The organism is Cellulosimicrobium sp. SJTW-1 (assembly GCF_047716875.1).
GTDB lineage: Bacteria > Actinomycetota > Actinomycetes > Actinomycetales > Cellulomonadaceae > Cellulosimicrobium > Cellulosimicrobium funkei.
Genome location: NZ_CP136680.1, coordinates 1,968,869 through 1,987,485 on the forward strand (window position 1 = coordinate 1,968,869; position 18,617 = coordinate 1,987,485).

Here is an 18,617-nt window from a genome sequence, read left to right on the forward strand (position 1 = left end):
GGCGCGGCGACCCGCCCGGAGGCGGACGGTCGTGCATCGCGCGGGCGGACCTGGTAGACCCGTGCCATGAGCACCCACGCACACCACCGCGACGACCTCAACCAGTCCGACATCGCGTCCGCCCGGCTGTCCCCGCGCCGTGAGGACGAGGGAGAGGGGTCCGGCGACGTGCTCACCGGGGGAGACGCGACGAAGGCCCCGCAGTCGCTCTCGGAGAACGAGCGCCGGCCCATCGACGGCGCGTCGTCGGGCACGTCCTGGGACGACCCGGACGAGCTCTAGGAACTTCGCGCTCGGCCCCTCAGTCGACGCGCGGCAGGCGGTCGGCGTCGACCGCGATGAGCCGTGGCATCCCCGCGGGGGCGACGGCGCTGAGGGCGAGGTAGCGCGCCTCGGCCCGGTGTAGGCGGATGTGCTCGTCGACGGTCCAGTCGGGACCGTTGGTGAGCGGCATGCCGCACGAGCAGTCGATGGTGACGCGCCCGGCGGCGTCCTCGCGGACCTGCCCGATCGTCACGTGCTCCGACCGCGCGTCCGCCTTGGCGCGGCGCATGGTCGCGCTCACGGGCTCGGGCCGGTGGGCCTGGGGCGGGGGCGAGGCGGGTGCGTCGGTCACGGGTTCCGAGCCTAGACGCCGCCGGGACCTCGCCGCACCCGTCGTCGCGGCCCGTCTCAGTGGGTGTGCGCGATCCCGAGCTCGTGCGCCCTCTCGTGCTCGCGCTCGGCGGCCTCGCGGGCGGCGATGCGCGCCCGGACCTCCTCGCGCCGCAGGGGCGGGACCGTCGTCGGCGGGTTCCGGCGTTCGGGCAGCTCGTCGAGCAGGCGCGCGACGATCGCGGTCACCTCGTCGACCGCACGCTCGAACGGCTCCTCGGTCGCGGCGCTCGTGCGCTGGATGCCCGTGACCTTCCGGACGAACTGGCGCGCGGCCGCCTCGATCTCCTCGTCGGTCGCGGGCGGCTCGAGGCCGCGCAGGGTCGTGATGTTCCGGCACATGCCTCGACGCTACGTGCGTGTGAGGAGCGCCACAAGAGTGACCGGGGTCAGGCGAGCCGGGCCGTCACCGCGAGGTGCTCGCCCGCCTCGACCCGCACGTCCGCCACCCGCACCCCCGGCGGCAGGTCGGCCGCGAGGTCGACGTGGCGCCCCTCGACCTTCGCCAGCTCGCCGCGCGCCACCACGAGCAGCGCCGCGACGACGGGGTTGCGGCTCGACAGCTCGAGGTCGCGGACGGTGAGCACCATGCGCGCGTCGACCTCGGCGGTACCGGTCGCGCGCACGCTCGCCGAGAGCAATCCCTTGCGCACGCGGGCGAACGCCTGGAGCGACACCGTGCGTGGCCCCGTCGCGACGAGGTCGACGTCGAGCGAGGCCAGCGTGAGGCCGATGTTCTGCAGCTCGGTGGCGACGATCCTCCGGGCGGTGGCGAGGACCGCCTCGCGCGGGGCCGAGACGCGGACGTGCCCGCCGAGGGGCGCGGCGTCGTCGGGCTCGACGCCCTCGACGGCGAGCGACCCGTCGGCGCCCTCGACCCAGCGGAAGCGCAGCCCCTCGATCTCGGCCGTGACGTCCACGGGGACGTCGTCGACCAGGAGCGGGTGCGCGTCGACCCGGAGCCGGCGCACCACCGCGTCCTCGCGCGAGCGGACGTGCTCGACGTCGGCCGTCGGGGAGGTGCTGCGCCCGGACGAGGAGGCGGGGCGGTCCGCCCCCACCCGGACCCGGACGCCCGTGAGGTCGACGTCGAGGCGAGAGACGTCCGCGCCCTCGAGGTCGGCGTCGAGCCGGACGGCTGCCGTGCCCTCGACCTCGGGGCCCAGGGCGTCGAGGGCGGCCGGCCGCAGGCGTGCGAGCAGCTCGGGGGCGGTCGTGGGACGCGGGGCCGCGCCGAGCGGCAGGACGTCGTGGGCGGGGCGCTGGTCGGGCATGCGCCGAGAGTAGACGACGAAGGCCGCCCCGGCGTCGGGACGGCCTTCGAGTGGTGGGCGATACTGGGATCGAACCAGTGACCTCTTCCGTGTCAGGGAAGCGCGCTACCGCTGCGCCAATCGCCCGGGTGCTGCATACGAGGTGGAGATGGGATTCGAACCCACGTATACGGCTTTGCAGGCCGCTGCCTCGCCTCTCGGCCACTCCACCTTGAGACGCGTCCTCTCATGCTCCCGGGGGGAGCGGGCCAGAGAGTGGGCCTCCGAGCGGATGACGGGACTCGAACCCGCGACCCTCACCTTGGCAAGGTGATGCTCTACCAACTGAGCCACATCCGCGCGGCCGGTCCGTCGGGGGCTCTCACGAACCCCGTGGTGATCGGCGCGAAGCACATACTAGCCGACTTCCGCCCGGACCCGTGCATCCGGTCCAGGTGATGGTCGGCGCGAGAGAGGCCGCTCCGGACGGTGCCGGGGCGGCCTCTCTCGTCGTGCTCGTGGGCGATACTGGGATCGAACCAGTGACCTCTTCCGTGTCAGGGAAGCGCGCTACCGCTGCGCCAATCGCCCCAGAGGGGTGGTGCTGTTGCGAGGTGGAGATGGGATTCGAACCCACGTATACGGCTTTGCAGGCCGCTGCCTCGCCTCTCGGCCACTCCACCGCGACCTGCCCTCCGCCACCACGAGGGCGGCGAGAGGGTGGGCCTCCGAGCGGATGACGGGACTCGAACCCGCGACCCTCACCTTGGCAAGGTGATGCTCTACCAACTGAGCCACATCCGCGCGGCCGGACCTTGGAGCTTCGGGGAGCGTTTCCCCCGGCCCTCCGGCGTTCCGGCGCGTCCCAGACATTAGTCCACGTTCGCGTCCGGCGTCCAACCGGCCCCGCCGAGCCCGCGGTCGGTGCTCGGGGGCCGGGGGTCCGGGCGGAGGTGCGCCCTGGGTAGCGTGGTCCCGTGCCAGGACCTGGGAGAACACCCGCGCCGGGGTTCGCTCGCTTCGCCGGGCGCGCCGCGAGCGGCGTGCTCGAGTGCGTCGACCTCCGGCGCGAGCCGGAGCGTCTGGCCGACGACGGGCCGTGGTTCGTGGTCGCCGACTTCGACGGCCCTGCCCGCGGCGGCCGGGCGCGCGCGTGGCGGTTCGCCGAGCGGCTCGCCCCGTCGGACCTGGACGGCGCCACGCCCGCGGGAGCAGAGGCCGACCCGTGGCGCGGGCCCGACCCGTCCGCGTGGCGCAGCTCCCTGGACCGGGCCGGCTACGAGGCCGCCGTCGCGCACGTGCGCGACGAGGTCCGGGAGGGCGAGGTCTACCAGGCGAACGTGTGCCGCGTGCTCGCGGCCCCGCTCGTCGGCCCGGGTGGCGGCGAGCCCGACGCCCGGGCCCTCGCGCGTCGTCTCGCCCGGGGCAACCCCGCTCCCTACGGGGGCGTGCTCCACGTGCCGGCGGGGTCCGGCGTCGACCCGGTGTGGGTCGTCAGCGCCTCGCCCGAGCTGTACCTCCGGGTCGCGGGGGGCACGGTGACGTCCGGACCCATCAAGGGCACCGCGCCCACCCCCGCGGGGCTCACGGCCAAGGACCGGGCCGAGAACGTCATGATCACCGACCTCGTGCGCAACGACCTCCAGCGCGTGTGCGAGCCGGGGACCGTCGAGGTCACGGACCTGCTCGCGGTCGAGCAGCACCCGGGCCTCGTGCATCTCGTGAGCACGGTGACAGGACGCCTGCGTGCCGGGCTCGCGGGGTCTGCCGCGCTGTGGCCCACGCTGCTCGAGGCCACCTTCCCGCCGGCATCGGTGTCCGGGGCGCCCAAGTCGTCCGCGCTGCGGATCATCGACGCGCTGGAGCCCGTGCCGCGCGGCCCCTACTGCGGCGCGATCGGCTGGGTCGACGGCGACGAGGCCGTGCTCGCCGTCGGGATCCGCACCTTCTGGTGGTCCGACGGCGTCCTGCGCTTCGGCACGGGCGCCGGGATCACCTGGGGGAGCGACCCCGCGCGCGAGTGGGAGGAGACCGAGCTCAAGGCGCGCCGCCTCGTCGGCCTCGCCTCGGGCACACTGGAGCCATGAGCACCCCTGCCGCCACGACACCGACGTCCGCGAGCACGACCGAGAACCTCGTGATCTGGGCCGACGGGCGCCTCGTGTCGCCTAGCGAGGTCGCGCTCAGCGCGGTCGACCACGGCCTGACCGTCGGGGACGGCGTGTTCGAGACGTGCGCCGTGTTCGACGGCCGCGCCTTCGCGCTCACGCGCCACCTGCGCCGGCTCGCGCGGTCCGCCGCCGGGCTCGGTCTCGACGCGCCGGACGAGCGCCGCGTGCTCGACGGCGTCGAGGCGGTGCTCGCCGAGGCGGACGCGCGCACGCGTGCCGGCGCCGGGCCGGTGGGCCGGCTGCGCATCACGGTGACGGCCGGCGTCGGACCGCTCGGGTCCGGGCGCACCCCCGGCGAGCAGACCGTCGTCGTCGCGGTCGGCCCGGCGGTCATCCGTCCCTCCGGCCGTGCGGTGCGGTCGCCCTGGACCCGGAACGAGCGCTCCGCCGTCGCCGGGCTCAAGACGACGTCGTACGCGGAGAACGTCGTGGCGCTCGCCGACGCCGTGGCCAAGGGCGGCGACGAGGCGCTCCTCGCGAACACGGCCGGCGACCTGTGCGAGGGCACCGGGGCGAACGTCTTCGTCGAGCGCGGGGGCGAGCTCGTCACCCCGCCCCTGTCCTCCGGCTGCCTCGCGGGCATCACGCGCGAGCTGCTGCTCGAGTGGGCGGCGGAGGACGGCCTGCCCGCGCGCGAGGCGCGTCCCGGCGAGCTCCCGTTCGCCGTGCTCGACGAGGTGACCGCGGGGGAGTCGGCGCTGCTGCTCACCGGCTCCGTGCGCAACGTCCAGCCGGTGACCTGGCTCGACGGCGCGGACGTGGCCGCGGGGGAGCTCTCCGTGGCGGCGCGGGACCTGTTCGAGCGGCGTCGTCGCGAGCGTCTCGACCCGTGAGGGCGGCCGGTTTTTCGATCCGGTCCGTTTCAGGCTAGTATCGACCACGCACTCGGGCGATTGGCGCAGTGGTAGCGCGCTTCGTTCACACCGAAGAGGTCACTGGTTCGAACCCAGTATCGCCCACCGAGCAGAGGCCGTCCCCGCACCCGCGGAGGCGGCCTCTTTCGTGTCCCGGGGGCACTGGCGGCGCGGGGACGCGCGTCCGATACCCGGCGTCCGGGGTCACCGGTCGTGGCGGTGCGGTCGTCTCCCCGACGCCGGCCCGACGGCGTCGGTCCCTGTGCGCGTGCCGACGTCCTGCCCGCCCGCCGGGCGGTTCACCGCGCGTCCGGGCTGCTCCTCCGTGCCGGACGGGTTCGTCGTGCCACCCAGCGGCGGCGTCCCCCGGGGGACCGAGGTTGCCCGTCGTCCGCGTCCGACACGCGCCGTCTTGGCCCACGTGTCCCGGCCGAGCGCGATGCGGAAGAGCGCGCGCCACGTGGCGACGTAGGTGACGAGGTTGAGGACGTAGGCGCCCTGGTGGGCCCAGTACGAGCGCAGGAGCCCGTAGTTGTCGGACCGCCGGGAGTAGACCCACGCGCCCCAGAGGAAGGGGACGAACGCGAGGGTGTAGGCCGCGATCACCGCGCCGACGGCGGCGAGCGGGCCGTGCTGCACGCCGACCTCGACGACGGCGTAGCCGGCGAGCACGAGGAGCGCGGGGGCGAGCACGGACCACGGCAGGGCGAGCAGCCACGGCTACCACAGGTACAGCAGGAGCTCGAGCGCGGTGCTCTGCCGGACCTGCCGCGACCGGAACACCTCGCCGCTGCGGCCCGTGCACAGCATGTGGCCCTGCGCCCAGCGGGTGCGTTGCCGCACCAGCGCGCGGACGGTCTCGGGGCCTTCCTGCTCGACGTGGGCGAGCGACGTCATCCGCATGTCCCACCCGCGCACGGTGAGGGAGATCATGAGGTCGAGGTCCTCGGTGAGCGAGTCGGACCAGGCCGGCCCGTCGACGGAGTCGAGCGCGGCGAGGCGGGCGAACTGGCCGTTCCCGCCGAGGCTCACCGACCGGGACTGGTTGCGACCCATCTGCGCGACGGCCGACGTCCCCCAGAAGCCGATGTCCTGGACCCGGGTGAGGAAGTGCTGGCGGTTGCGGATGCGGACCTGGAGCTGGACGCCGCCGACGGCGTCGTCGTCGAACAGGCGGCCGACCAGGTCGGTGGTGCCGGGGGAGAGCTGACCGTCCGCGTCCATCACGCCGACGATCACCCGGTGCGGGTCGAGCCCCCGGCGCGCGACCTCTCTCCGCACGACGTCGAGGGCGGCGTTGAGCGCCGCTCCCTTGCCGACGCGGGCGTCTGGCAGCCGACGGCGCAGCACGACGACGCGGTCCGACTCGCGCGCGACGGCGTCGGCGATCTCGGCGGTGCGGTCGGTGGACGCGTCGTCGATCACGACGACCACCGAGCTGTCGTCCTGGGCCAGCAGCGCGCGCGTGGTGGCCTAGACCACGAGCTCCTCGTCGCGGCAGGGCACCAGGACGAAGAGGTCGTGCCGCGGCCGGTCGGGGTCGTCGTGGGTCGCGCGGACGTGCGCGCGCTCGCGTCGGGTGAGCGCGGCTCCGGCGATCTGGACCCCCAGGAAGTAGACGAGCCCGTAGCCCACGACGAGCAGGACGAGCCCCTCCGCCAGGTCGAGCCGCGCGGTGCCGAGCAGCCCGATCATCGGACGCTCCGGGCCCGAGGGCGGACCAGCACCGCCCGGGCGAGCAGCAGCACGGCGACCAGGGCGAGGAACACGGCGCACCCGGCCAGGACGAGGAGGATCCCGTCCCCGGCGACCCGGAGCGCGATCGTCCGTGCGCGCTCGTCGAGCAGGGTGAGCGCGAGCAGCACCGCCTGGACCGCGAGCGCGAGGCCCCCGAGGACCTGGGCGAGCACCGCCTTGCGCGCGGTCGGTTCCGTACGCGACATGGGAAGAACGGTAGTGAACCGTGGTGCACATCACACCCCGAAGAGCTGCGCACACCGAGCGGGTGAAATCTGTGGCCGCTCCGGACGGGCGAGCACCCCGACGCAGGGCGCTCGTCCGTGACGAAACGGGGCGAAGCGCTCCCTCGGACGCCTCCGCCGCGGCGCCGGGGGCGGCGCACGACAGGTCCTGGACGGGCGCCCAGCCTGCACGGTGCCCCGCCGCCGGGCACAGTGCTCCCAGGACCGGTGAAGGCGGTCGGTGCACACCGCGCACACCCGCCGCAGCGTTGACGTGACGGTCCCGGTGGTCGTCCTCCCGGTCCTCGAGGGGTCGTGCGGACGCCGCTCCTCCTCCGTGCGCAGGGGGCACGGAGGGGTCGCCGGTCGCCGTGAATGCCGCCCCGGGCGTCGTCGCGCCGGCGGTCTGGTCGGGAGCGGTCGGCGCCCCGAGCCGCCCTCCGCGACACCCCAGGACCGTTGAGATTTCAACTGTGAGGCACGTTGCGCCCCCGTGCGTCTGTCTGTAGGTTGAGCGCGCCCGCCGAGGCCCGGCGCGGGGGCAAGCGCGCAGGGGGAGCTTGGCGTCGGGCCCGGCGGGCTCAGACGCCCGCGAGGACGCGGGCCGTCCCCTCGGTGCTCGTCCGGTCGCGCAGCGCACGGCCCAGCCGGCGCAGCGCGTCGTCGTCCGCGAGCAGGTCCGACCAGTCGTCCGGGTCGACGCTCGGGGCGTCACCCCGGGCCCGCCGCGCCGCCGCGAGCTGGAGCTGGTAGGCGAGGATCACCTCGCGCGGGCTGCCGGGGACGGCGACGCGCACGTGGTCGACGTCGTCCCGACGCGAGTGCAGCGCGAGCGCGGCGAGGCCGTCGAAGATCTCGATGGTGCGGTGGTACTCGTCCACCGCCGCGCTGGACCCGGGCAGGCCCCCGCCGCCCACGGTCGCCACGACGAAGGCGTGCAGGTGCCCGAGATCGCGCCGGCGCTCGCGGGCGAACGCCGCCGACGACGCGAGCTGGCCCACGATCCCGACCGTCAGCAGGACGCTCGCCGCGAGCACGAGGTACCGGGTGCGCACGCCGAGGACGAGGTACGGCTCGGCGCTGCCGGGCTCGTGGAGCAGCGCGGCCACGAAGCTGAGGACGGCCCACACCATGGCGACGACCGCCCCGGCCGCCGCGACGTCCATGCCCCACCGCAGCCGCACGGGGCGCCGCGAGCGCGTGCGGACGCACGACACGGCGAACGTCGCGGTCGCCGCCACGAACGCGCCGTAGTACAGCGCGCGGTACACCCACATGAGCGGGCGGCCGGAGCTCTGGGCGTCGAGGTCGAGGGTCGTCCACGGCCCGCTCGCGACCGCGAGAGCGACCATCGCCCCGCCGACGAGACCGGCCGCGAGCGCCACGTGCCGCGTCCGTGGCGCGTGCCCGGTCGTCGTGCTGTACGCCCACACGCCGACGAAGAGGCACCCGGCGACGAGCGCGACGTGCTTGGCGACCTCGTGCGTGCCGCCGGGGGCGTGCGTCTTGAGGAGCTCGGCGACGGCCGGGACCCGCAGCGCTGACGCCACCGCGACGAACGCGAGGCCGAGCGGGAGAGCCGCGTCGGTGCCTGTGCGGGCGCGCAGCGCCGTCCATGTGGCGGCGGTGACGAACAGGGTCGTGGCGAGGAGGTCGAGCACGTGGCTCATCGGTAGAGCTCGAGGGACGTGAGGCGTGCGGCCGAGCTCCCGTGCGACGCGATGGAGATCATCAGCTCGCTCGCGAGGCGCTCGACGCGCTGCTCGGCGGGGTCGTCGTGCACGTCGCGGCACCCGGTGGGGACCGGGCCCGGAGCGGGGCCGGGGCGGATCGCGTCGAGCACGTGCACGAGCTCGTGCGCGACGACGTGGTCGCGGTGGGGTCCGGGGAGCGTCTGGCGGGCGTCGACGAGGACGAGGTCGCGCTCGGGGAACGCGAGCCACAGGCCGGTGACGCCGGGGCCGAGGTCGCCCTCGACGACCTCGAGCGGCTTGCCGCGGGCCGCGGCGACGAGGCGGCACGCCTCCTCGATGCTGCGGGCGCGGTCGAGCCCTGCGGCGCGCAGGAGGTCATCCATGGTCGGCCTCCGGGGCAGGAGGGTGCCCGTGGGGCGTGCCGGGCGGTGCCACGGGTGGGAGGTGCTCGAGGCTCCGTACGCGGTCGACGATCTCGATGATGGCGCGGACGTTCTCGGGGGACAGCCCCTGGGCGCGCAGCGCGAACTGCTCCACGCCCTCGTCGGCGAGCGCGGCGCGCAGGCGGTCGTCGGGGCTCTCCTCGGGGTCGACGAGGCTGCCCGTGCTCACGTTGAAGAAGGCGGCGATGCCCTCGACGACGCGCAGGCTGGGCGACGAGCGGTGCCCGCCGCGCAGGGCGCTGAGGTACGCCTCGTTGATCGAGTAGCCGCGCTCCGTCATCCAGTGGGCGGCCTCCCTGTTGGTCACGGGACGCCCGCCGCGGCCGCGCGCGAAGAGCTCGTTGAGCCGGTGCCGGAAGACGCGCGCGGTGCGCTCCCCGGGTGCCACGTCGTCGTCCATGGGCCGATTCTGGCAGGCCCGGACCGTGCGTGCGCCGGTCCGGGCCGGCGGGTCACGCGGGTCGTGGCCGCTGCCCGTGCCCCGTCGCGCGGCGTGGTGCCGCCGGGTAGCGTTTCGTGCGGGCGCGGGACGGCCGCCGCCCGGCGCGGGACGCGCGCACCACGACCCCCGAGGGAGCCGGTATGAGCGAGCAGACACCGAAGGACCGGGGCGGACTCGGCGACCTCCTCGGCAAGGCCAAGGAGTTCATGACCGAGGAGCGCATCGACAAGGCCAAGGAGTTCGTGACCGACGAGCGCATCGACGAGGTCGCGGGAAAGATCAAGTCGGTCGCCCCGGACTCCGTCGACCGGCACGTCGACACCCTCGCCGAGAAGGCGAAGAAGGCCAACGACTGACCTGCGGGTCGGTACGATCGAGGGGCGCCGTCCACGACGGCGCCCTTCGTGCTGTCGGGGACGCCCCGGCGCCGGGGGACCTGACCGGGCGCTGCGCGCGCCTCCCGCCACAGAACGGAGCACGGACGTGTCTGACGTCGTCTCGTCACCACTCACCATCACCCTCGACGCGGAGGAGACCACGGTGACGACGGGCACGACGGGCACGGACCTGTTCGCGTCGCGTCGCGACGTCGTCGTGATCCGCGTGAACGGGGAGCTCAAGGACCTCGACACGCCCGTCGCGGACGGCGACGTGGTCGAGGGCGTGACGATCGACTCGCCCGACGGCCTCGCGGTGCTGCGGCACTCGGCCGCGCACGTGCTCGCGCAGGCCGTCCAGCAGGTCAACCCGGACGCGAAGCTGGGCATCGGCCCGCCGATCACGGACGGGTTCTACTACGACTTCGACGTCGAGACGCCGTTCACCCCCGAGGACCTCAAGGCGCTCGACAAGGCGATGTCGCGCATCATCAAGGAGGGCCAGACCTTCCGCCGCCGCGTGGTCACCGAGGACGAGGCGCGCGCCGAGCTCGCGCACGAGCCGTACAAGCTCGAGCTCATCGGGCTCAAGGGCTCCGGCACCGCGGACGACACCGAGGGCGCGAACGTCGAGGTCGGCGGCGGCGAGCTGACGATCTACGACAACGTGCGCGGCGCCGGGCGCGAGAGCGAGACGGTGGTCTGGAAGGACCTGTGCCGTGGCCCGCACCTGCCGAGCACGCGCCTGATCGGCAACGGCTACCAGCTCATGCGCTCGGCCGCGGCCTACTGGCGCGGCAGCGAGAAGAACCCGCAGCTCCAGCGCATCTACGGCACGGCGTGGCCGACGAAGGACGAGCTCAAGGCGTACCTCGAGCGGCTCGCGGAGGCGGAGCGGCGCGACCACCGTCGGCTCGGCAACGAGCTCGACCTGTTCTCCTTCCCGGAGGAGATCGGCTCGGGCCTGCCCGTGTTCCACCCCAACGGCGCGACGATCCGCATGGAGATGGAGGAGTACTCGCGCAAGCGGCACGTCGAGGCCGGCTACTCGTTCGTCAGCACGCCGCACATCACCAAGGCGAACCTGTTCCAGACGTCGCGCCACCTCGACTGGTACGCCGACGGCATGTACCCGCCGATGCACCTGGACGAGGAGCTCGACGACGACGGCAACGTCAAGCGGGCGGGCCAGGACTACTACCTCAAGCCGATGAACTGCCCGATGCACAACCTCGTGTACCGCTCGCGCGGGCGGTCGTACCGCGAGCTGCCGCTGCGGCTGTTCGAGTTCGGCACGGTGTACCGCTACGAGAAGTCGGGCGTCGTGCACGGGCTCACGCGGGCGCGCGGCTTCACGCAGGACGACGCGCACATCTACACCACGCGCGAGCAGATGCGCGACGAGCTGGGCTCGCTGCTCTCCTTCGTGCTGGACCTCCTGCGCGACTACGGGCTCGACGACTTCTACCTCGAGCTGTCGACGCGCGACCCCGAGAAGTCGGTGGGCGACGACGCCACGTGGGAGGAGGCGACCGAGGTCCTGCGCCAGGTCGCGACGGAGTCGGGCCTCGAGCTCGTCGCCGACCCGGGCGGCGCGGCGTTCTACGGCCCCAAGATCTCGGTCCAGGCGAAGGACGCGATCGGCCGCACGTGGCAGCTCTCGACGATCCAGCTCGACTTCTTCGAGCCGGAGCTGTTCGAGCTCGAGTACACGGCGTCCGACGGCACGCGCCAGCGTCCCGTGATGATCCACCGCGCGCTGTTCGGCTCGATCGAGCGGTTCTTCGGCATCCTCGTCGAGCACTACGCCGGCGCGTTCCCCGCGTGGCTCGCGCCCGTCCAGGTCGTGGCGGTCCCCGTCGCGGAGCCGTTCAACGACTACGTGGCCGACGTCGTCGCGCAGCTCAGGGCGCAGGGGATCCGCGCGGAGGTCGACTACTCGGACGACCGGTTCGGCAAGAAGATCCGCAACGCCAGCACGCGCAAGGTCCCGTTCGTCCTCATCGCGGGCGGCGAGGACGCCGAGGCGGGCGCCGTGTCGTTCCGCTACCGGGACGGCCGCCAGGACAACGGCGTGCCCGTCGCCGAGGCCGTCGAGCGGATCGTCTCCGCCGTGCGCGACCGCGTCCAGGTCTGACGGCGCGTGAGCGACGAGCGCACGGGGACGCCCGGCGCGGCCGACGAGGCCGCGCCGGGCGCCGCACCCGACCCCGCGACCGGTGCGACGGTCGAGACGCCGGACGCGCACCCCCGGTTCGACGACGGCCTGGACCGGCTCTGGACGCCGCACCGCATGGTGTACATCGGCGGGCAGGACAAGCCCGCTGACGACTCGCGCGGCGAGTGCCCGTTCTGCCGCGTGCCGGACCGCACGGACGAGGACGGGCTGATCGTCGCGCGCGGCCGGACGGCGTACGTCGTGCTCAACCTCTACCCGTACAACCCGGGCCACCTCATGGTCGTGCCGTACCGGCACGTCTCCGACTACACGGACCTCACGGAGGCCGAGACGGTCGAGGTCGCGCACCTCACGCAGACGGCCATGCGGGTCGTGCGCGCGGTGTCCGCGCCCGACGGCTTCAACCTCGGCATGAACCAGGGCGCGGTCGCGGGCGCGGGCATCGCCGCGCACCTGCACCAGCACGTCGTGCCGCGCTGGGCGGGGGACGCGAACTTCCTGCCGATCGTCGCGCAGACGAAGGCCGTGCCGGAGCTGCTCTCCGACACGCGGGCGCGGCTCGCGGACGCGTGGCCGACCACCGGCGAGGGGGACGACGCCTGATGTTCGGTCGTCTGCGCGCGCTCACCACGCGCCTGTTCACGCCGCTCGCCGCGTTCCTCCTGCGCGTCGGGGTGAGCCCGGACGCGGTGACCGTCACCGGGACGCTCGGCGTCGTCGTCGGCGCGCTGTGGCTCTTCCCCACGGGCCACCTCTTCGCCGGGGTCATGGTCGTCATGGTCTGCGCCTTCGCCGACGTGCTCGACGGCGTCATGGCGCGCCGCGCCGGCCGGTCGGGCCCCTGGGGCGCGTTCCTCGACTCGACGCTCGACCGGCTCGCCGACGCCGCCGTGTTCGTCGGGCTCACGCTGTGGTTCGTCCGCGCCGACGACCCGCGCCTCACGCCCGACCTCGCCGCGTGGGGGACCGTCGTCGCGCTCGCGTGCCTCGCGCTCGGCGCCGTCGTGCCGTACGCGCGGGCCCGCGCCGAGAGCGTCGGCATGACCGCGCAGGTCGGGATCGCCGAGCGTGCCGACCGCCTCGTCGCGGCCCTCGTCGCCGCCGGGCTCGTCGGCCTCGGCCTGCCACCCGTCGTGCTCGTCGCGGTCCTCGGCCTGCTCGCGCTCGCGAGCGCGGTCACGGTCGTGCAGCGCGTCGCGACGGTGCGCCGCCAGGCGCTCGCCCTCTCCGCGAGCGCCTCCCGGACCGACGACACGGAGGACGGTCGCTGATGGCCCTCGACGCCGGCAAGGCGTTCACGTTCGCCTGGCGCAACGCGCGCAAGGTGCCCGACCCGCTGCTGCGCGGGCTGTTCGACGCGATCGCCGACGTGACGTGGCTCCTGCACGGCGGGGGAGTGCGCCAGCTCGAGCGCAACCTCGCGCGCGTCCGGCCCGGGCTCTCGCCGCGCGCCCTGCGCCGGCTCTCGCGCGCGGGCATGCGGTCGTACATGCGGTACTACCGGGAGGCCTTCACGCTCCCCGCCTGGACGCCGGAGCAGGTCGAGGCGCGCGTGCGGCTCGTCGGGTACGAGAACCTGGCCGAGCACCTCGGAGGCGACCGGAGCCCGGTGCTCGCGCTGTCCCACCAGGGCAACTGGGACCTCGCGGGCGCGTACGCGACCCCGCACATCGCGCCCGTGCTCACGGTCGCGGAGCGGCTGAAGCCCGACGAGCTGTTCGAGGAGTTCCTCGCGTTCCGCACCGGGCTCGGGCTCGAGATCCTCGCGCTCGGCGACGGCGACGTCTTCCGCGACCTCGTGCGCGGCGCGAGCCGGCCGGGGAAGATCATCCCGTTGCTCGCCGACCGCGACCTCACCCACCGCGGCGTCGAGGTCGACCTCTTCGGCCGGCGGGCGCGGGTCGCGGCGGGGCCCGCGGCGCTCGCCGTGAGCACGGGCGCGCCGCTCGTGCCGGCCGGCATCTTCTACGAGCGGCTGCGCGGGGCGCGGCGGCGGGCCGCGGGCTCGCCCTGGGGCCTGGTCATCCGCTTCTTCCCGCGCGTCGAGATCGCGACGGACCTCCCGCGCGCCCAGCGGGTGGCCGCGGCGACGCAGTCCTGGGTCGACGCGCTGAGCGTCGCGATCCGGGAGCACCCGCAGGACTGGCACATGCTCCAGAAGGTGTTCGTCGACGACCTCGACCCCGAGCGCTACGCGCGCACGCGCGCCGCGGCGGGCGAGCCGGCCCCGGACGCGGAGCGTGCCGCATGAGCCTGCGCGTGGGCATCGTGTGCCCCTACTCGTTCGACGCCCCCGGCGGCGTGCAGTTCCACGTCCGCGACCTCGCCGAGGCGCTCATGGCGCGGGGCCACGAGGTCTCGGTGCTCGCCCCGGCCGACGACGACACGCCCGTCCCGGACTACCTCACCTCCGCGGGCGGCGCGGTCCCGGTGCGCTACAACGGCTCCGTCGCGCGGCTCACGTTCGGCCCGCGCACGGCGGGCCGCGTGCGCCGGTGGCTCGACGCCGGACGGTTCGACGTGCTGCACCTGCACGAGCCCGTCACGCCCTCGCTGAGCATGCTCGCGCTCTGGATCGCGCAGGGCCCGATCGTCGCGACGTTCCACACGTCGCTCGTGCGCTCGCGCGCGCTCCAGGTCGCCTACCCCCTCGTGCGGCAGAGCCTGGAGAAGATCGACGCGCGCATCGCGGTCTCGGAGGACGCGCGGCGCACGCTGGTGGACCACCTGGGCGGCGACGCCGTCGTCATCCCCAACGGCGTGTACGTCGACACGTTCGCCGACGCCGTGCCCAGCCCGGCCTGGCAGGGCACGCCCGAGGCGCCGACGATCGCGTTCCTCGGGCGCCTCGACGAGCCGCGCAAGGGCCTGCCCGTCCTGACGGCCGCGATCCCGCGGATCCTCGAGCAGCTCCCCGGCGCCCGGTTCCTCGTCGCCGGGCGCGGCGACGACGGCCGGGACGCCGCGATCGAGGCGCTCGGCGCGCACGCGTCCTCCGTCGAGTTCCTCGGGGGCGTGAGCGACGAGGACAAGGCGAGCCTGCTCGCGTCGGTGGACCTCTACATCGCCCCGCAGACCGGGGGCGAGAGCTTCGGGATCGTCCTCGTGGAGGCCATGAGCGCCGGGGCGTGCGTCGTCGCGAGCGACCTCGGCGCGTTCCGCCGCGTGCTCGACGACGGCGCCGCGGGCGTGCTGTTCCCCGTCGGCGACCCGGAGGCGCTGGCCCGCGCGGTGGTCGACGTCCTCGCGGACCCCGACGCCCGGGCCGCGCACCGGGCGCGCGCGGCCGAGTTCGTGCGGCGGTTCGACTGGTCCGCGGTGACCGACCAGGTTTCCGCGGTGTACGACATGGTGCTCGCGGCGTCCGAGGCGGTCATCCCCGTGCACGAGGACCCGCGCTCGCGCCGCGGCGGGCGGCTGCTGGGCCGCGTCCGCGAGGAGGAGGTGGGTCACCCGTGACCTGGTCCGAGACCGCCGTCCTCGTCCTCGTCGTCGCGGCCCTCGCCGCATGGCTACTGTGGGTCGCCGCGTCGCGGCTCGACCGCCTCCACCGCAAGGTCATGGCGTCGCGGCTCGCGCTGGACGCCCAGCTCGTGCGCCGCGCGTCGGCCGCCGTGGACCTCGCGGCGTCCGGCGAGCTCGACCCCGCGAGCTCCGTCCTCGTCGCCGAGGCCGCGCACGCCGTCCTCGACGACGACGCCGACGCGCGCCGGCTCGGCGAGCAGGTGCCCGGCCTCGTGCCGCCGGACGGCCCCCGGCCCCGGCGTCTCCTGGGCGGCATGGCGGAGTCGCGCGCGCTCGCCGAGAGCGACCTCACCGCGACCCTGCGCTCCGCGCTGGAGGACGCCGACGACCTCGCCGAGGTGCGGTCGGTCCCGGCGGGCGACGAGCTGCTCGCCACGCTGTCTGCCGCGTGGTACCGCGCCCAGCTCGCGCGCCGCTTCCACAACGAGGCCGTCGCGCAGGCGCTGCGCGTGCGCAGCAAGTGGTGGGTGCGCCTGTTCCACCTGGCGGGCCACGCGCCGATGCCCGTCACGGTCGAGCTCGACGACGCCGCGCCGGACGTCCTCGTGCGGCCGGTCGCCTCCGCGGCCACGGCCGACTGAGGGTCGGCTCTCGCGTGCGGTACCGGGCTCGGCGGCCCCCTCCCGGCCGGTCCGGGCGGCGAGGCCGTGGACGTCCCGGCGATAGGATGGGAGCGCGTGGGAGCATGTGCCGTCGAGCCTGTTCGACGGCGTCCGCGCGCGAGCGCGCGACGTTCCCCTGACCTGAAGGTGTGAGGTACCGGTGACCAACGTGGCCGACCAGAACGTCCCTGCCGAGAGCGCCCCGGGCGCCGCGACCACGGAGGGTGCCGGCGCGGTCGGCACCGCGAAGGTCAAGCGGGGGATGGCGGAGATGCTCAAGGGCGGCGTCATCATGGACGTCGTCACGCCCGAGCAGGCGAAGATCGCCGAGGACGCCGGGGCCGTGGCGGTCATGGCCCTCGAGCGCGTGCCCGCCGACATCCGCGCGCAGGGCGGCGTCTCGCGCATGTCCGACCCGGACATGATCGACGGGATCATCGAGGCCGTCTCCATCCCCGTGATGGCCAAGGCGCGCATCGGCCACTTCGTCGAGGCGCAGGTGCTCCAGTCGCTCGGCGTGGACTACGTCGACGAGTCCGAGGTCCTCACGCCCGCGGACTACGCCAACCACATCGACAAGTGGCAGTTCACCGTCCCGTTCGTGTGCGGGGCGACCAACCTCGGCGAGGCGCTGCGCCGCATCACCGAGGGCGCAGCGATGATCCGCTCCAAGGGCGAGGCCGGCACGGGCGACGTCTCCAACGCGACCACGCACATGCGCACCATCCGCGGGGAGATCCGCCGCCTCACGTCGCTCCCCGAGGACGAGCTGTTCGTCGCCGCGAAGGAGCTCCAGGCGCCGTACGAGCTCGTCAAGGAGGTCGCCGCGACCGGCAAGCTCCCGGTCGTCATGTTCACGGCCGGCGGGATCGCGACCCCGGCCGACGCCGCGATGATGATGCAGCTCGGCGCCGAGGGCGTGTTCGTGGGATCGGGCATCTTCAAGTCCGGCAACCCCGCCCAGCGCGCGGCCGCCATCGTCAAGGCGACGACGTTCTACGACGACCCCGACGTGATCGCCAAGGTCTCGCGCGGTCTCGGCGAGGCGATGGTCGGCATCAACGTCGACGACATCCCCGTCCCGCACCGTCTGGCCGAGCGCGGCTGGTGACCGACCGCCGCGCGTCGCAGCCGTCCGTCGTCGTGCCGACGACGGACGGCTGAGCCGTCGTGGCCGAGGCCGCCGGAGCGCCGTCGTCCCTGGGCCCCGACTGGGTGCTCGGGGACGACGGCCTGTACTTCCGTCGCGGCGCGCGCGTGCTGCTCCTCGACGACGCCGATCGCATCCTCCTGGCGCGCGGGCACGACGTCGACCAGCCCGAGCGTTCGTGGTGGTTCACGATCGGCGGGGGAGTGGACCCGGGCGAGAGCGACGTCGACGCCGCGCTGCGCGAGGTCCACGAGGAGACGGGCCTGCGCCTCGACCCGGGCGCGCTCGTCGGCCCGGTGTACACGCGCAGCGCGATCTTCGACTTCTACCGGCAGCACTGCCGCCAGGACGAGGTGCTGTTCCTCGCGCGCGTCACCGGGGCGGACCGCGACGGCGGGCTCAGCCGCGCCGGGTGGACCGACGTCGAGCTCGACGTCGTCGACGAGATGCGCTGGTGGACGCTCGACGACCTGCGCGGCGTCCAGATCGAGGTGTTCCCCGAGGGGCTGCCCGACCTCGTCGCACCGCTGCTGCGCGGGTGGGACGGCGTGACGCGGCACCTCGGCACGGCGCGCGCGGACTGACCGGCGCTACGCCCGGCGGGCGATCACCCGCCACACGATCCCGCCGACGAGCAGTCCCGCGCCCAGCAGCCCGCCGCCGATCGCGACGAACCACAGCACGATCGTGCCGCCGAGCGTGGCGAAGAACGTGCCGAAGCGCCAGCCCTCGGTGACGACGAACGTCGTGCCCGCGGGCGCTGCGCCCTGCGCGACGGTCACCGTGCACGTCCCGGACGCGGGCGGCGTCGCCTCGGCCACCGTCGTCGCCTGGGAGGAGCCCAGGCCGGAGCTGCCGGACACCGACGGGGCGCTCACCGTGAGGTCGCCGTCGGCGCAGGTCACGGTCACGTCCTCGACGTCGAGGCCCGCGCCGTCCGAGGACCCCGCGCGGCCCACCGCCCAGATGCTGTACGGCTGGCCGCCCGTGACCTCGAGCTCCGCCTCGCCCGGCACGTCGCCCGACGCGAGCGCCGCCGACCCGGGCCGGCCCGCGCCGTCGATCACGCCGGTCGGCAGCGCCCGGACGAACGTCGTGACGCCGAGGACCCCCGCCACGAGCGCGAGCACGAGCACGACGGCGCCGACCACGATCATCGTCGTGGCGCCGCGCGTGCTGCGCGGGGGCCGCGGCGCCGCCCCGGGGTACGGCGCCGGACCGGGCGCGGGATAGGGCTGGCCAGGGGCGGGCGGGTACGTCACGACGGCGAGGCTAGCAACCGTGGGCGCGGCCGGAGGCCCGCCGCGGGACG

At 74.7% G+C, this 18,617-nt stretch carries 23 protein-coding genes and 7 tRNA genes; 13 read left to right on the plus strand and 17 right to left on the minus strand.

Features of this window, described 5'->3' with window-relative positions; genetic code table 11:
• Nucleotides 1–66 precede the first annotated feature (66 nt).
• Entirely contained in the window at nucleotides 67–282 is a 216-nt protein-coding gene (locus RSE42_RS08900; protein ID WP_021482368.1) for a hypothetical protein, read from the plus strand.
• A 19-nt stretch (nucleotides 283–301) separates the two neighbouring features.
• Here RSE42_RS08900 and RSE42_RS08905 read toward each other — a convergent pair whose 3' ends face one another.
• From RSE42_RS08905 to RSE42_RS08945, 9 genes are all read right to left on the minus strand, one after another.
• On the minus strand, nucleotides 302–616 hold the full coding sequence (locus tag RSE42_RS08905) for a hypothetical protein (protein ID WP_306303318.1): 315 nt from the start codon (nucleotides 614–616) through the stop codon (nucleotides 302–304).
• A gap of 56 nt (nucleotides 617–672) precedes the next feature.
• Nucleotides 673–996, minus strand: a complete 324-nt coding sequence (locus RSE42_RS08910) for a DUF2277 domain-containing protein (RefSeq protein WP_085388015.1) — start codon at nucleotides 994–996, stop codon at nucleotides 673–675.
• A gap of 47 nt (nucleotides 997–1,043) precedes the next feature.
• The gene (locus RSE42_RS08915; protein WP_415298669.1) at nucleotides 1,044–1,928 is read right to left on the minus strand and encodes a hypothetical protein; all 885 of its coding nucleotides are present in this window, start codon (nucleotides 1,926–1,928) and stop codon (nucleotides 1,044–1,046) included.
• Nucleotides 1,929–1,979: 51 nt separating this feature from the next.
• Nucleotides 1,980–2,054: transfer RNA gene (locus tag RSE42_RS08920), tRNA-Val, on the minus strand.
• A gap of 14 nt (nucleotides 2,055–2,068) precedes the next feature.
• Nucleotides 2,069–2,139 (minus strand) — tRNA-Cys (locus tag RSE42_RS08925).
• A 55-nt stretch (nucleotides 2,140–2,194) separates the two neighbouring features.
• A tRNA-Gly gene (locus RSE42_RS08930) sits at nucleotides 2,195–2,267 on the minus strand.
• 159 nt (nucleotides 2,268–2,426) lie between these two features.
• Nucleotides 2,427–2,498, minus strand: a tRNA-Val gene (locus RSE42_RS08935).
• Nucleotides 2,499–2,519: 21 nt separating this feature from the next.
• Nucleotides 2,520–2,590: transfer RNA gene (locus RSE42_RS08940), tRNA-Cys, on the minus strand.
• 48 nt (nucleotides 2,591–2,638) lie between these two features.
• Nucleotides 2,639–2,711: transfer RNA gene (locus tag RSE42_RS08945), tRNA-Gly, on the minus strand.
• Nucleotides 2,712–2,950: 239 nt separating this feature from the next.
• On the opposite strand from RSE42_RS08945, the gene RSE42_RS08950 reads away from it, so the two are divergent.
• The 3 genes from RSE42_RS08950 to RSE42_RS08960 all read left to right on the plus strand — a co-directional run bounded on the left by RSE42_RS08950 (nucleotide 2,951) and on the right by RSE42_RS08960 (nucleotide 5,037).
• Nucleotides 2,951–3,994: a chorismate-binding protein gene (locus tag RSE42_RS08950; RefSeq protein ID WP_415298671.1), complete on the plus strand. Its 1,044-nt coding sequence runs from the start codon at nucleotides 2,951–2,953 to the stop codon at nucleotides 3,992–3,994.
• Nucleotides 3,991–4,911 (plus strand): aminotransferase class IV, encoded by a 921-nt coding sequence (locus RSE42_RS08955; RefSeq protein WP_051027579.1) that lies wholly within the window; start codon nucleotides 3,991–3,993, stop codon nucleotides 4,909–4,911. The genes RSE42_RS08950 and RSE42_RS08955 overlap by 4 nt, the downstream gene beginning before the upstream one ends.
• Before the next feature lie 54 nt (nucleotides 4,912–4,965).
• Nucleotides 4,966–5,037 (plus strand) — tRNA-Val (locus tag RSE42_RS08960).
• Nucleotides 5,038–5,136: 99 nt separating this feature from the next.
• Here the strand turns inward: RSE42_RS08960 and RSE42_RS08965 are convergent.
• The 7 genes from RSE42_RS08965 to RSE42_RS08995 all read right to left on the minus strand — a co-directional run bounded on the left by RSE42_RS08965 (nucleotide 5,137) and on the right by RSE42_RS08995 (nucleotide 9,430).
• Nucleotides 5,137–5,625 carry a hypothetical protein gene (locus RSE42_RS08965; RefSeq protein ID WP_415298673.1) on the minus strand — a complete coding sequence of 163 codons (489 nt, stop codon included), beginning with the start codon at nucleotides 5,623–5,625 and terminating at the stop codon, nucleotides 5,137–5,139.
• A gap of 27 nt (nucleotides 5,626–5,652) precedes the next feature.
• The gene (locus RSE42_RS08970; RefSeq protein WP_415298870.1) at nucleotides 5,653–6,390 is read right to left on the minus strand and encodes a glycosyltransferase; all 738 of its coding nucleotides are present in this window, start codon (nucleotides 6,388–6,390) and stop codon (nucleotides 5,653–5,655) included.
• Nucleotides 6,391–6,405: 15 nt separating this feature from the next.
• A complete protein-coding gene (locus RSE42_RS08975) occupies nucleotides 6,406–6,627 on the minus strand; it encodes a hypothetical protein (RefSeq protein WP_051027583.1) in 222 nt (73 codons plus the stop codon).
• On the minus strand, nucleotides 6,624–6,875 hold the full coding sequence (locus RSE42_RS08980; RefSeq protein ID WP_043651836.1) for a hypothetical protein: 252 nt from the start codon (nucleotides 6,873–6,875) through the stop codon (nucleotides 6,624–6,626). Before RSE42_RS08980 ends, RSE42_RS08975 begins: the two co-directional genes overlap by 4 nt.
• Before the next feature lie 599 nt (nucleotides 6,876–7,474).
• Nucleotides 7,475–8,563 (minus strand): hypothetical protein, encoded by a 1,089-nt coding sequence (locus RSE42_RS08985; protein ID WP_415298676.1) that lies wholly within the window; start codon nucleotides 8,561–8,563, stop codon nucleotides 7,475–7,477.
• Nucleotides 8,560–8,970 (minus strand): hypothetical protein, encoded by a 411-nt coding sequence (locus RSE42_RS08990; protein ID WP_085388009.1) that lies wholly within the window; start codon nucleotides 8,968–8,970, stop codon nucleotides 8,560–8,562. Before RSE42_RS08990 ends, RSE42_RS08985 begins: the two co-directional genes overlap by 4 nt.
• A complete protein-coding gene (locus RSE42_RS08995) occupies nucleotides 8,963–9,430 on the minus strand; it encodes an XRE family transcriptional regulator (protein WP_171467838.1) in 468 nt (155 codons plus the stop codon). The genes RSE42_RS08990 and RSE42_RS08995 overlap by 8 nt, the downstream gene beginning before the upstream one ends.
• 182 nt (nucleotides 9,431–9,612) lie before the next feature.
• Between RSE42_RS08995 and RSE42_RS09000 the strand changes: the two genes are divergently transcribed.
• The 9 genes from RSE42_RS09000 to RSE42_RS09040 all read left to right on the plus strand — a co-directional run bounded on the left by RSE42_RS09000 (nucleotide 9,613) and on the right by RSE42_RS09040 (nucleotide 17,889).
• Complete coding sequence (locus tag RSE42_RS09000; protein WP_415298677.1) at nucleotides 9,613–9,828, plus strand: hypothetical protein; 216 nt, start codon at nucleotides 9,613–9,615, stop codon at nucleotides 9,826–9,828.
• Nucleotides 9,829–9,955: 127 nt separating this feature from the next.
• Nucleotides 9,956–11,986 (plus strand): threonine--tRNA ligase, encoded by a 2,031-nt coding sequence (thrS, locus tag RSE42_RS09005; protein ID WP_081599789.1) that lies wholly within the window; start codon nucleotides 9,956–9,958, stop codon nucleotides 11,984–11,986.
• A gap of 6 nt (nucleotides 11,987–11,992) precedes the next feature.
• Nucleotides 11,993–12,631, plus strand: coding sequence for an HIT family protein (locus RSE42_RS09010; protein ID WP_409141742.1), 639 nt, complete (start codon nucleotides 11,993–11,995; stop codon nucleotides 12,629–12,631).
• The gene (gene pgsA, locus RSE42_RS09015) at nucleotides 12,631–13,299 is read left to right on the plus strand and encodes a phosphatidylinositol phosphate synthase (protein ID WP_034652127.1); all 669 of its coding nucleotides are present in this window, start codon (nucleotides 12,631–12,633) and stop codon (nucleotides 13,297–13,299) included. The genes RSE42_RS09010 and pgsA overlap by 1 nt, the downstream gene beginning before the upstream one ends.
• Nucleotides 13,299–14,279, plus strand: a complete 981-nt coding sequence (locus RSE42_RS09020; RefSeq protein ID WP_144723147.1) for a phosphatidylinositol mannoside acyltransferase — start codon at nucleotides 13,299–13,301, stop codon at nucleotides 14,277–14,279. Before pgsA ends, RSE42_RS09020 begins: the two co-directional genes overlap by 1 nt.
• Before the next feature lie 2 nt (nucleotides 14,280–14,281).
• A complete protein-coding gene (locus tag RSE42_RS09025) occupies nucleotides 14,282–15,487 on the plus strand; it encodes a glycosyltransferase family 4 protein (protein WP_415298871.1) in 1,206 nt (401 codons plus the stop codon).
• On the plus strand, nucleotides 15,484–16,134 hold the full coding sequence (locus RSE42_RS09030; RefSeq protein ID WP_415298678.1) for a hypothetical protein: 651 nt from the start codon (nucleotides 15,484–15,486) through the stop codon (nucleotides 16,132–16,134). The genes RSE42_RS09025 and RSE42_RS09030 overlap by 4 nt, the downstream gene beginning before the upstream one ends.
• Nucleotides 16,135–16,324: 190 nt before the next feature.
• On the plus strand, nucleotides 16,325–17,266 hold the full coding sequence (gene pdxS, locus RSE42_RS09035; RefSeq protein ID WP_034652135.1) for a pyridoxal 5'-phosphate synthase lyase subunit PdxS: 942 nt from the start codon (nucleotides 16,325–16,327) through the stop codon (nucleotides 17,264–17,266).
• Between the two features lie 59 nt (nucleotides 17,267–17,325).
• Nucleotides 17,326–17,889, plus strand: a complete 564-nt coding sequence (locus RSE42_RS09040) for an NUDIX hydrolase (RefSeq protein ID WP_085388003.1) — start codon at nucleotides 17,326–17,328, stop codon at nucleotides 17,887–17,889.
• Between the two features lie 6 nt (nucleotides 17,890–17,895).
• On the opposite strand, the gene RSE42_RS09045 is transcribed toward RSE42_RS09040, so the two are convergent.
• A complete protein-coding gene (locus tag RSE42_RS09045) occupies nucleotides 17,896–18,567 on the minus strand; it encodes a hypothetical protein (protein WP_076404918.1) in 672 nt (223 codons plus the stop codon).
• Nucleotides 18,568–18,617 lie beyond the last annotated feature (50 nt).